Raw genomic sequence first — 11,579 nt, forward strand, 5'->3', positions numbered from 1 at the left:
GGAAACACCTCCGGATCCTCAGGCCGGCTGCGGAATGGACGTCAGTGCCGTGAGCTTTTCTTCGCCGATCGGTTCGGTGGCCAGCAGGGGCACGAGCGCGATCCTGTCGGCCAATGCGCGGACCCTGGTGATTTCCGGGATCTCGGCGGCGGCCCGGGCCTGCAGGAAGGGGGTCTGCGGGCGGGAGGCGGCAAGGGAGTTGTTGATCACCCAGGCCCACGGATGGATACCTGCCCGTTCCAGGTCCTCCTGCAGTCCCTGGGCCTCCAGCACCGGAGTGGTCTCCGCCAGAGTGATGAGCAGTACCTTGGTCTGGGCCGGATCCTGGAGCCGCATCAGCGGGGTCACGAACCCCATGGTGCTGCCGACCTGCCGGGCGATCTCGCGGTGGTACGAACCGGTGGCGTCCAGGAGCAGGAGCGTGTGTCCGGTCGGTGCGGTGTCCATCACTACGAAATTGCGGCGGGATTCCCGGACCACTTGGGAGAACTGCCGGAAGACGGCGACCTCTTCGGTGCACGGGGAGAGCAGGTCCTCGGCGAGGGCGGCACGCCCGTCGGCGTCAAGGGTGTGCCCCTTGGTGGTCATCACATGGTCGCGGTACTCCTGGATCGCAGTCACGGGATCGATGCGTGAGACCGTCAGGCCCGGGATGGAACCGTGCAGCGTTTCGGTGAGGTGGGCGGCGGGATCGGTGGTGGTGAGATGCACGGCGTGGCCGCGGTTGGCCAGGGCAACCGCGAGCGCCGCGGCGACGGTGGTCTTGCCGACACCGCCCTTGCCCATGCACATTACGAGTCCGTGCCCGTCGCGTTCCATCTCATCGACAAGGTCCGCCAGGGCGGCCTCCTTGAGTTCCGCCGCGGGCGGGGCAGCCGTGGCGGTGGCCGCGAATCTGTCCGGTGAGAACAGGGTTTCCAGCGCCGGAGTGCCGACCATGTTGCCGGCTTTCAGTTCCAGGACGTCGCGGGGGAGTGCGGCAATACTGCCGGACATGGCGGCGATGGCCGCTGTTTCGCGGCTCCGCACGGCCTGTGCCAGCGGTTCGTCCCCGACGCTGTGCGGCAGGACACCGTTGATGACAACAAATCCGCCGGCAATACCGATCTGGTTGAGTTCCAGGAAGGTCCGCTCGATCTCCGTCAGTGAGGAGGTCTGGGCCCGTGCGACCAGCACGAGGCGCGTTCGGGCGGGGTCGGTGAGGGTCTGGACGGCCCTGGCGTAAACCTGTTTGTGCTTCTCTAGCCCGGACAGGGGGCCAAGGCAGGACGGATCGCCCTTGCCCGCATCGAGGAAGTCCGTCCACGACCCGGGCAGTTGCAGCAGCCGGATGGTGTGGCCGGTGGGTGCGGTGTCAAAAACGATGTGGTCGTACGCCTTATAAGCCGTGTCGTCGGCGAGCAGGTTGGTGAACTCGTCGAACGAGGCAACTTCCGTCGTGCAGGAGCCCGAGAGCCCCTCGGCGATGCTTGCCAGTTCACTCTCCGGCAGGAGTCCCCGGACGGGGGCGATGATCCGTTCCCGGTACGCTGCGGCGGCCTGTTCCGGATCAATTTCCAGCGCGAGAAGGCCGGGCGCCGCGGGAATGGGCGTGATGGTGTTCCCGACAGTGACGCCGAACACCTGCCCCACGTTGGACGCGGGATCGGTGCTGACCAGGAGGACCTGCTTGCCGGCCCGGGCCAGGCCCAGGGCGGTGGCGCAGGCGACGGAGGTCTTGCCGACGCCGCCCTTGCCGGTGAAGAACAGGAAACGGGGCGTGTTCTGGAGGAACTTCATGCCGGTCTAGCAGCAGCTCGTTGAGCCGCCGCAGCAGCCGGACTTCTCGCTGAGGCCCAGGTCGGGGCGGATCCGGTCCTCTGCCGGAGCCCCGCCGGCGAGGCCCGCGAAGCTGAGCAGCTGCTCCCGGCTCGGGTAGCTGCCGATGGCGACCGTGACGCCGTCGACCATGGTCAGGGGAAGTCCCTTGGAGCCGACGGTGTGCAGGAATCCGCGGACGGACTCGTCGGCGGCAAAGGCGGTGGGATCGCTCGCAAGGTTGTGGCGGGCGATGTCAGCACCGAGGCTCTGGAGGTGGCGCACGTCGGCAGTGACCTCAAGGAGGGACTGGTCGACGTCGGGGCCGCAGACGCCGGTGTCGCAGCACAGTGCGGATTCGTAGATGTGGATAGCAGGCATGTGGTTCTCCTTGGCCTAGGTGCAGGTGAATGCGTGTCCAGTATATCGAGCCTTGTCGATAGATTCGCTGCCATTGTGGCCGGGCTATTCAGTTGTCCCTGGTCTGGGAGTACTTTGTCCCCATGGCCAAGGAAGAAGCAACCATCGCGGTCGACAGCCCCAGCGGGCAGCGGGACCTGCGGATTTCCAGTCCCGGCAGGGTCCTGTGGCCGGAGCTCGGGCTGACGAAGCTGGACCTCGCCCGGTACATTGTCGACGTCGGCGACGCCTTCCTGGCGGCGAACGGCAACCGGCCCGTGACGCTCCAGCGGTTCGGCGACACCATCGACGGCGAGCAGTTCTTCTCGAAGAATCCGCCACGGGGCGCCCCTGGCTTTGTGCGCTCGGTGATGGTGGTGTATCCCAGCGGACGCTCGCATCCGCAGCTTGTGATCGACGAGATTGCCGCCGCTGTCTGGGCGGTGCAGATGAACACGGTGGTGTTTCATCCCTGGGCCTCACGGGCCGGCAATCCGGACAACCCGGACCAGCTTCGGGTTGACCTCGACCCGCAGCCGGGCACCGGATTCGAGGAGGCCGTGCCCGCCGCACAGGAACTGCGCTCCATTCTGTCCGAGGCCGGGCTGGAGTCCTTTCTCAAGACCTCCGGCAACCGGGGACTGCATGTGTTCGCCCCGATCGAACCCAGTCATGAGTTCCTTGAGGTGCGGCACGCCGTCATCGCAGCCGCCCGCGAACTTGAGCGGCGGATGCCCGACAAGGTCACCACTGCCTGGTGGAAGGAAGAACGGGGCGCGAGGATCTTCGTCGACTTTAACCAGGCGAACCGGGACCGCACGATGGCCGGGGCCTACAGTCCGCGTGCCCTGCCCGCCGCCACCGTTTCCTGCCCGATCGGCTGGGAGGAGCTGGAGCACATCACCACGAAGGACTTCACCATTCTTACGGTGCCGCAACGGCTCAAGGCCACCGGCGACCCCTGGGCGCAGATGCAGGCGAAGCAGGGCACCATCGACGTTCTGCTGCAGTGGTGGGAGCGTGACCTCGCGGCCGGGCTCGGTGAGCTGCCGTTCCCGCCGGACTTCCCGAAAATGCCGGGCGAGCCGATGCGGGTGCAGCCCAGCCGGGCCAGGAACAAGGAGTAGGGCGGGCTCAGACGCCCAGCAGCCGCTGGCCGTTGAACCAGCAGACCTCGCGCAGCCAGTCGTCGTCGAGCCGGGGCTCCTTGTCCCGGAGCCGTTCCAGCGCTTCCAGCTGATGGGCATAGGGGTACGGGATGTTCGGGAAGTCGCTGCCGAGCACAATCCGCTCCGGCATCGCGGCCAGCCGCGGCAGGAGCTGGGGCGGGAAGGGTGCGGCGGCTTCGAAGAAGTCCGTAAAGACCATGGTGGTGTCCAGGTGAACGCGGGGGTAGCCCTCCGCCAGGTCCAGGAACTCGCCGTACTCAGGGGCTCCCAGGTGGGCGACGACGGCGGTCAGTTGGGGATGGCGGCGCAGAACACCTTCCAGCTTGTCCGGGCCCGTGAATCCGGGCCGCGGAACCGGACCGCTGCCCACATGCACAACGACCGGAACACCGGTCTCGGCCAGCAGGCCCCAGACCGGGTCGAGGACCGGCTCGCGCAGATCGAATCCGCCCACCTGTGCGTGGATCTTGAAGACCCGCGCGCCGCGTTCCAGGGCCGACCGCACCTGGTCCAGGACGCCGTCCTCGGGGAAAAACGTGGCGCTCGGGACACAGTCGGGCTCCGCCGCGGCCAGTTCGAGGGCAAAATCGGTGAGGTCCGCCGCCATGCCGGGGCGGTGCGCATAGGTCAGCGCGGTGAAATGGCGCAGCCCCAGCTGGCGCAGCCGGGCCAGCCTGCTCGCCTCGTCCGTGCGGTAGGTGATGGGCCAGGGGCGGCCGATGAGGGGACCGGCCTCATCGAAGTGCGCCCACACCCGACGCAGCATCCGTTCCGGAAGGAAGTGCGTATGGATATCGATCAGGCCCGGAAGCCCGAGCCGATCCCACCACTGCGGTACGTCAGCATCCCGCATCGTCTCCACGGGCTCTTTCATCGCGTTGTTCACGTCAACAGCTTGTCACGCCGCGTGTCGCGCCGTGCCGTACACCGGGCTGACGCGCCGAAGGAGGGGTGTGGCCCGGGCTCCGGTCAGTTCAGTGCCGGATACGTCGCCAGGATGTAATCGGTGGCTGCTGGTCCCGCCATGCGGAGCCCGCTGCGGCCGGGCTTGATGCGGTGGGCCTTCAGGGCGGCCCAGAAGCCGGAGACCGGGTGCGGTGCGGCGTTGTGCAACAGGCACCAGCTGATGTAGAGACCGTAGAGCTGGTCTTTCCTCAGCGCGTTGCCGTCGTCGGCGCCTTCGATGGTTGCCTCGGCGAGGAAGCGGTCGATGTGGGCAGAGGCAGTCAGTGAAGCGGCCATGGTCGGCTCTCTTCCGTACTGTGCAGTGAATGCTGCCGTTCGGCTACAGCAGCGTGTCCTTCGGCGGCGCGCACAAGGCGCCGAAGCGGTGGGACCGAAAACCAGGCCGGGCTGGCCCGAAGTTCCCGGGGGCCAGTCAGCAGGCGGTCCCGACAGGCCGTGGGGCGGGCCGGGGGAGCTCTATCCCGGAACTCGCCATCGCGGAATGTCTACATTGTAGATTTTACGCGTAGACTACGCATTAGGCAAGAGGTGCAGCGGTCGCGGCGCCTTGGCCAACGTTGAGGAAGTTGCACACACCATGACATCCCCGCAGCAACCAGCAGGCGATGACGCCGGCAGTGGCGCCCGGAAGAACCGCCTCAGCCGTGAGGTCGTTCTGGCCGCCGCCCTGAAACTTGTCGACGACGAGGGGCTGGAGGCGTTGACCATGCGCCGGCTGGGTCAGGCCCTGCACCGGGATCCGATGGGTCTGTACCGTTACGCAGCCAACCGGGCCGCCCTCCTGGACGGCGTCACCGAGCTCGTCCTGGACGAGCTGGCCATCTTCGGGGACGACCCGGACTGGCAGGGACAGTTGCGGCGCATCGCCCACGACCTCCGGCTGCTCGCGCTCCGCCACCCCAATGTGGTTCCGCTCCTGGTGACCCGCCCGCTCTCGACACCGCTGGGTCTCCGCCCGCTGGGCACCCTCCGGCCGCTGGAGCAAATTCTGGGTCTGCTGATCGGCGCCGGCTTTAGCGCTTCCGATGCCCTGCACGTCTATCGCGCCTACTACGGATTTCTCTACGGCCACATCCTCAACGAACTCCAGGAATTCGTCGTGGACCCCGATGAGAATGAGGCCCTGCTGCGTCTTGGCCTGCACCGCCTCCCGCCGAAGGAGTTCCCGCGGCTGCGTGCCCTGGCTCCCCAGCTCGCCGCCTATGACGGTGCCGCGGAGCTGGATGAGGGAATAACCATCCTGCTGTCAGGGCTCGCGGCCCACCATTCCGCGCCACCGATCAAGAAAGACTGAGGACACGATGTTCCTTCTCTTCGGACTCAAGACTGTCCAGCACCCCCTGCCCGGCCGTCCGGCCAGTTGCCAGCGCTGTGGGCAGTTCGTTCACCACAGGCTGGAAGAGCGTTCCACCCGGTTCACGCTCTTCTTCATCCCGGTGTTCACCACCTCGCGGTCCTACCGCATCACATGCTCGCACTGCGGAACGGTCAACAGCCTCACGCGGCGGCAGAAGAACTCTCTCGCACGCTAGCGTGCGCAGGCGCCGCTGGGTCGCCGCAGGGGCGCACCGGAGTGCGCGGGCACCCCGCTGGAGTCAGCGGCGGCGGAGGGTGCGGAGCACTCCGCGGACCGCGAATCCGAGGGCGCACACGAGCGGAACCAGCGCGGCAAGGAGGGCAATGCTGTTGGGCCGGAACGCCACCTGCCCGTCACGTCCCCGGCAGTACACGCCCAGCGGGAGCGCAAAGCCGCCTCCGCCGCCTCCGGCAGCCGCGCCGCCGCCGTCCCCACCGGCAGCTTCGCCTTCGGCAACGGACCCGGAGTTCCCTCCGCCGCCGAAGCCGAAGGACACCAGGGCCACCGGGATCAGTTCCGCACCGTCCACGGTCACCACCGGGCCATAGGCCATGGACACACCCACGTTTTTGAACGTCTCCGCGAGAGACGAAAGAGCTTCAGTCATGCCACGACCGTAGGTGCCCTGCGCGGGGGAGCGCCAGAGGCGTTGGCCCCGGAACCCCAGCGCGGCAGGGCCATCCGGCCCCTGCCTATGCCTCAGCTGTGGCGGTGCGCAGCGATGAAGTCCGCCGCGGATCCCGCCAGCGATGCCCCGACCTCCTCCGTGCTGCGTTTGGTCCCTTTGACATCGAAAGTGTGGCCGCCGCCGTCGCGCCACTTCAGCGTTGCTGTCGGACCGATCCGGGCCACCACAGCCTCCAGCAGTTCGGGCGTGGCAAACGGGTCGAGCGTGCCCTGCAGGAACAGCATCGGCAGGGTCAGGCCGTAAAGGTGCTCATCACGGATTTTTTCCGGCTTTCCCGGGGGATGGAGCGGGTAGCCGAGGAAGACGAGTCCGGCCGATGGCATCCCCTCGGCAACCGCCATCGAGGCCATCCGTCCGCCGAAGGACTTGCCCCCGGCCCAGAGCGGCTCGCCCGCTGACCGGGCAGCGGCGTCAGCCATGGCCGCGCGCCAGGCCGCAATCGCTGCCGGAGGCCTGTCGGGGAATTTCCGTCCCACCTCCCGGTAGGGGAAGTTGAAGCGGAGCGTGGCGATCCCCAGCCCGTTCAGGGCGCGGGTGAATCCGGCCAGGAACGGGTGCTCCATGCCGGCCCCCGCTCCGTGGGCGACGACCAGGGTGGCGGACGGCGTCCCGGGGCGGGCGTAGACGCCTGAAACAGCGGATTCGCCCACGTTGATCGTGACGGGCAACTCGGGGGTGGTCATAACTCCATCATGACGCCTGCGCAGGCCGCGGATACCGTCCTGCGATGGCTAGGCTGTCGTTATGAGCAACACCGAGGTGGCACCCCAGGAGATCCTTTGCGAAACGGACGACAGCTGCGTGGGCGTGGAAATTCTCCTGCCCCGGCAGGTCCCGCTGGGCGGGCCTCGGGCCATGGATGTCAGACGCACGCTGCCGCAGCGCCGGCGGAGCCTCATCGGCGCCTGGTGCTTCCTGGACCACTACGGCCCGGACCGGGTCGGGGAGTCCGGGGGCATGCACGTGCCGCGCCACCCGCACACGGGCCTGCAGACGGTCAGCTGGCTCTTTACCGGTGAGATTGAGCACCGCGACTCGGCCGGTTTCCATGCAGCGGTGCGGCCCGGCGAGGTCAACCTGATGACTGCCGGAGGAGGCATCAGCCACTCCGAATTTTCCACCGCCGGGACCGACGTGCTGCACGGTGCGCAGCTGTGGGTGGCACTGCCAGACAGCGCCCGCCAGATGGAGCCCACCTTTGAGCACTACCGCCCCGAACCACTGTCCGGAACCGGCTGGATTCTGCGGGTCTTCCTGGGATCCATAGCCGGTTCCACCTCGCCGGTCACCACCCACACGCCGCTGCTCGGCGCCGAGATCCTGCTGGATGCGGGGGCCACCCTGAGCGTGGACACGGACCCGTCCTTTGAACACGGTCTGCTGGTTGACACCGGAGCCCTCACGGTGGATGGCCACCGCGTCACCAAGGACCACCTCGCCTACCTGCCGGCCGGGCGCACCTCCCTGACCCTGGCGGCCGGCGTCGAACCGCTGCGCGTTCTCCTGATCGGAGGCGTGCCCCTGGGCGAGCAGATCGTGATGTGGTGGAACTTCGTGGGACGCAGCCACGAAGAAATCATCGGGTACCGGGCGCAGTGGCAAGCAGAAATCGGCGCCGAGGACGCACCCGCTGCCGTCGGGATGGCAACGGCGGACCCGCGGTTCGGCACTTTCCCCGCGGGTGAACCCGCTCCGCTGCCGGCTCCTGCACTCCCGAACGCCCGGCTCCGCCCGCGTGACTGAGACCGCTGAGGCTGTCCCCTGTGCAGCCGACCCAACCCGCACTGGCCGCGCTACGAACGAGCTCCGGCACCGGTCTTGCCGGTGCCGGAGCTGTCGAGGCCAACTGGCCATCCGCAGCGGAGTCAGCCACGCCCGGCGGCGTTGGATTATGCGGGTCGCCGGTTAGCTCATGCAGTCAGCGCAGTACGAATGCCCAGCCTTCTGGCGGGCGAGTTGCGAGCGGTGCCGGACGAGGAAGCAGGAGTAGCACGTGAACTCGTCTTCCTTCTGCGGAATGACGGTGACCGTCAGTTCCTCGCCGGACAGGTCGGCGCCCGGCAGTTCCACACCTTCGGAGGTGTCAGCCTCATCGAGCTCGCGGGTTACGCTGCGGGCGTCCGGAGCGTTCGCGGAGCGCAGGGCCTCCAGCGAGGCGTTGCGTGATTCCGCAACGTCGGATCGGACTTCGTCATAGTCGGTTGCCACCTGGTTAATTCTCGATTCCGTTGTTCTGGGTTTCCCGGGATTGAACGGTACAGCATCCATCCGTTAATTTGCCTGGTGTAGGGGCACTGTGTGCAGTGACACTCACAACACCGGCAATCACCCCGCCGGTGCGTGGCCGCCGCCGGGGCCTTGCAGGTGTTCGATGATCGTCGTCCGGATTTCACGTGCCGTTCATGCCGCGGTCCTAGGCTGATTCTTCAAGCACCGTCCGCCAGAAGGGAGCCGTGATGGCCGATATCGCCGCAGTACTCGGAAGGCTCACGCCAGAGGAATTTGACGGACTCCGGGCCCTTGGCCCGGCAGGGCACCTGCCGAGGCTGCTCACCGATGCCCTCGACCGTGCGGCGGGCGGTCCGGGAGCGGGCCGCGGGTACTACGTTTCCACCGGCAGCGTCAGTGCCACGGGTGGACCCCACTTTGTTTTGCGCAGCGACGTCTCCGGGTGGCTTTTTGGTTCCGCTGCCCCGGTGCCGCAAGCCCGCGGCGACGTTTAGGAATCCGGCGGCCGCCCCACCGGGGCCGGCGTCGGGCTTCAGCTTTCCCCGGTACTTGTTACGTCTGACCTGCCGCGTTAGGCTAAATACTCAGCATGCTTAGTATTCAGCTTAACGCGAAGGAGTCATGATGAGAGCACTTACCTGGCAGGGCAAACGCAAAGTCAGCGTCGAGAACGTGCCGGACCCGGTCATCCGCGAGTCGACGGACGCCATCGTTAAGATCACTTCCTCTGCGATCTGCGGTTCGGACCTCCACCTTTACGAGGTGCTGGGGCCGTACTTGAAGGCGGGCGACATCCTGGGCCACGAGCCCATGGGCATTGTGCAGGAGGTTGGCGCCGACGTCACGAACCTCAAGCCCGGAGACCGCGTCGTGATTCCCTTCAACATCTCCTGCGGGCACTGCTGGATGTGCAAGCGGGGGCTCCAGTCCCAGTGCGAGACGACGCAGGTGCATTCGCACAACAGCGGGGCCAGCCTGCTCGGTTTCTCCGAGCTCTACGGCTCAGTGCCCGGCGGCCAGGCTGAATTCCTGCGGGTTCCGCATGCCGACTATGGTCCGATCAAGGTGGGCCACGAACTGCCTGACGAGCGCTATCTCTACCTCTCGGACATCCTCCCCACCGCTTGGCAGGGCGTGAATTACGCGGACGTCCCCGCCGGGGGCACCCTCGCCGTCTTCGGTCTTGGCCCCGTGGGCCAGTTCGCCAGCCGGATCGGACGCCACCTGGGGCACCGGGTTATTGCTGTCGAACCCGTGCCGGAACGCCGTAAGATGGCCCAGCGCCACGGCATCGAGACCATTGACTTCACCAAGGACGTCGGTGACCAGCTGCGGGAGCTGACCGAAGGCCGGGGTCCCGACGCCGTTCTTGACGCGGTGGGGATGGAAGCGCACGGCTCCCCGGTCGGTGCTTTCGCCCAGAACGCGGTCGGCCTGCTTCCGGACGCCCTGGCCAAGAAGGTGATGGAGACGGCCGGCGTGGACCGCATGTCGGTGCTGTACGCCGCCATCGATTCGGTCCGCCGCGGCGGCACCGTGTCGCTCAGCGGAGTCTACGGGGGCACGGCCAGTCCGATGCCGCTGCTCACCATGTTCGACAAGCAGCTGCAGTTCCGGATGGGGCAGTGCAACGTCCGCCGCTGGACCGACGAGTTGCTGCCAATGGTGGAAGACCCGAGCGACCCGCTTGGCGTCATGGACCTGAAGACGCACGAGGTCTCCCTCGACGGCGCCGCGGCCGCCTACGAAATGTTCCAGAAAAAGGAAGACGGCTGCATCAAGGTTGTCCTGAAGCCGTAGGTGCAGGCGAGACCCTGGGCCAGACACTGACGGGGCTGGGGCACCAGACCCGCGGTTCTTCTAGACGACCACCCGGATGACGACAGGATCCATCGCCTGCCCGGCGGCATACTGGCCGTCGAACAGGTCGGACCCTTCCGGGGAGATGACGACGTCGACGTGTTCCCAGACCAGGGAGCCGTCGTCGTTCCGGGGCTTCGACGGGCTGAGGAAGCCGACGACGGTGCGGTCCTGGCCGCCGCCGTCGCCGGTGCTGATGGAGAGCACGCCGCTGCCGCTCGTGAAGGTGATCCATGGATCCAGCAGCCGGACCAGCAGCATGCCGTGGTGGCCGGCGAGCCGGACATCACCTTTGAAGCGGAGCACGCCGGTGCCGCGCGCGACGTCGTAGTCGTTCGATGCGGGGCTGAAGCAGAACAGTGAGGTATCGGCCACCGTCGCCCCGTCGGTCGCCGAAACGGACCCGTCCGGCAGGCTGGTGATGTAGTCGATGAAGCTGCGCTTGATGCCCCAGCTCAGGCCCGGCGCAGGCAGCGGAGCGGGTGAAGCGGACGCTGGGTTCACGTAGGTTCTCCTGTGGGTGAAAAGCTGGTCCCTCTGAGCCTAGCGGCGGATTGCGCCCCCGGATGAAGTGGCGCCCGGGTGGCGTGACATCCGGGGTAATTCTTTGCGCGTGCAGACAGCACCGGGCTGCCCTGGCAGGCCGGTGGTTCACGTGGAAAAGTGCCCGTTCGGGACGCTGCCTCGCGTCGCCGAAAAAGCAGCCTGCCACGCCCTGCAACATCCGCTGGTTTACCGGGGAATTGGTGCGCCGCTTGGCGCGGGGTGTGACGTCGCACTGCGGAAATCTGGCTTCTCGCCGTTCCGGGGAGGACGAAAGGAATTATCGACTTTGCCGGACCCCTGGAAAAGCGGGAGCGCGACGCTGTAACGCCCATTCCAGTGTTCGCTTGGGAAATATGCGGCAGTTGAGCCCTGCGGACAATAAATGCCAAATAGGTATCCGGGAATTTGCTTCCCGTCCTGTTCTGTGGGCCGGGGTGCCGGTGCCGATCCGCTCAACGCGGCTCTTCAAGGTTCCCGGGGAATGGTCTGCTGAGATGATTGCTCATGCGGCTATCCGGGCTGCACTTCTCAAGAGGATACGCGATTTGTAGTTGTCGGGGTTTCGGTA

General features: G+C 66.9%; 14 protein-coding genes. 6 read left to right on the forward strand and 8 right to left on the reverse strand.

Annotated features, from left to right (window positions below):
• Window positions 1-18 precede the first annotated feature (18 nt).
• Together arsA and arsD are read right to left on the reverse strand one after the other, a co-directional pair.
• The gene (arsA, locus tag ACZYX4_RS15800) at window positions 19-1,779 is read right to left on the reverse strand and encodes an arsenical pump-driving ATPase (protein WP_463877596.1); all 1,761 of its coding nucleotides are present in this window, start codon (window positions 1,777-1,779) and stop codon (window positions 19-21) included.
• A gap of 6 nt (window positions 1,780-1,785) precedes the next feature.
• A complete protein-coding gene (arsD, locus tag ACZYX4_RS15805; RefSeq protein ID WP_463877598.1) occupies window positions 1,786-2,178 on the reverse strand; it encodes an arsenite efflux transporter metallochaperone ArsD in 393 nt (130 codons plus the stop codon).
• A 122-nt stretch (window positions 2,179-2,300) separates the two neighbouring features.
• On the opposite strand from arsD, the gene ligD reads away from it, so the two are divergent.
• Window positions 2,301-3,323 (forward strand): non-homologous end-joining DNA ligase, encoded by a 1,023-nt coding sequence (gene ligD / locus ACZYX4_RS15810; protein WP_463877600.1) that lies wholly within the window; start codon window positions 2,301-2,303, stop codon window positions 3,321-3,323.
• Window positions 3,324-3,330: 7 nt separating this feature from the next.
• Here the strand turns inward: ligD and ACZYX4_RS15815 are convergent, their stop codons facing one another.
• Window positions 3,331-4,251 (reverse strand): amidohydrolase family protein, encoded by a 921-nt coding sequence (locus ACZYX4_RS15815; RefSeq protein ID WP_463877602.1) that lies wholly within the window; start codon window positions 4,249-4,251, stop codon window positions 3,331-3,333.
• 83 nt (window positions 4,252-4,334) lie between these two features.
• On the reverse strand, window positions 4,335-4,607 hold the full coding sequence (locus ACZYX4_RS15820) for a hypothetical protein (RefSeq protein WP_463877605.1): 273 nt from the start codon (window positions 4,605-4,607) through the stop codon (window positions 4,335-4,337).
• Window positions 4,608-4,908: 301 nt separating this feature from the next.
• On the opposite strand from ACZYX4_RS15820, the gene ACZYX4_RS15825 reads away from it, so the two are divergent.
• Both ACZYX4_RS15825 and ACZYX4_RS15830 read left to right on the forward strand, forming a co-directional pair.
• Window positions 4,909-5,625 carry a TetR/AcrR family transcriptional regulator C-terminal domain-containing protein gene (locus ACZYX4_RS15825; protein ID WP_463877607.1) on the forward strand — a complete coding sequence of 239 codons (717 nt, stop codon included), beginning with the start codon at window positions 4,909-4,911 and terminating at the stop codon, window positions 5,623-5,625.
• 7 nt (window positions 5,626-5,632) lie between these two features.
• Window positions 5,633-5,863 carry a zinc-ribbon domain-containing protein gene (locus tag ACZYX4_RS15830; protein WP_463877609.1) on the forward strand — a complete coding sequence of 77 codons (231 nt, stop codon included), beginning with the start codon at window positions 5,633-5,635 and terminating at the stop codon, window positions 5,861-5,863.
• Between the two features lie 63 nt (window positions 5,864-5,926).
• Here ACZYX4_RS15830 and ACZYX4_RS15835 read toward each other — a convergent pair whose 3' ends face one another.
• Window positions 5,927-6,295 (reverse strand): hypothetical protein, encoded by a 369-nt coding sequence (locus tag ACZYX4_RS15835; protein WP_463877611.1) that lies wholly within the window; start codon window positions 6,293-6,295, stop codon window positions 5,927-5,929.
• Between the two features lie 92 nt (window positions 6,296-6,387).
• Entirely contained in the window at window positions 6,388-7,059 is a 672-nt protein-coding gene (locus ACZYX4_RS15840; RefSeq protein WP_463877613.1) for an alpha/beta hydrolase family protein, read from the reverse strand.
• 61 nt (window positions 7,060-7,120) lie between these two features.
• Between ACZYX4_RS15840 and ACZYX4_RS15845 the strand changes: the two genes are divergently transcribed.
• Entirely contained in the window at window positions 7,121-8,119 is a 999-nt protein-coding gene (locus ACZYX4_RS15845) for a pirin family protein (RefSeq protein WP_463877616.1), read from the forward strand.
• Window positions 8,120-8,281: 162 nt separating this feature from the next.
• Here ACZYX4_RS15845 and ACZYX4_RS15850 read toward each other — a convergent pair whose 3' ends face one another.
• Window positions 8,282-8,584, reverse strand: a complete 303-nt coding sequence (locus ACZYX4_RS15850) for a DUF4193 domain-containing protein (protein WP_463877618.1) — start codon at window positions 8,582-8,584, stop codon at window positions 8,282-8,284.
• A gap of 248 nt (window positions 8,585-8,832) precedes the next feature.
• On the opposite strand from ACZYX4_RS15850, the gene ACZYX4_RS15855 reads away from it, so the two are divergent.
• Window positions 8,833-9,099, forward strand: coding sequence for a hypothetical protein (locus ACZYX4_RS15855; RefSeq protein WP_463877620.1), 267 nt, complete (start codon window positions 8,833-8,835; stop codon window positions 9,097-9,099).
• A 130-nt stretch (window positions 9,100-9,229) separates the two neighbouring features.
• On the forward strand, window positions 9,230-10,405 hold the full coding sequence (locus ACZYX4_RS15860; RefSeq protein ID WP_463877627.1) for a zinc-dependent alcohol dehydrogenase: 1,176 nt from the start codon (window positions 9,230-9,232) through the stop codon (window positions 10,403-10,405).
• 60 nt (window positions 10,406-10,465) lie between these two features.
• Here the strand turns inward: ACZYX4_RS15860 and ACZYX4_RS15865 are convergent, their stop codons facing one another.
• Window positions 10,466-10,969, reverse strand: a complete 504-nt coding sequence (locus ACZYX4_RS15865) for an HtaA domain-containing protein (protein WP_463877623.1) — start codon at window positions 10,967-10,969, stop codon at window positions 10,466-10,468.
• Between the last annotated feature and the right edge of the window lie 610 nt (window positions 10,970-11,579).

The sequence above is a fragment of the Pseudarthrobacter leeuwenhoeki genome, assembly GCF_055412885.1.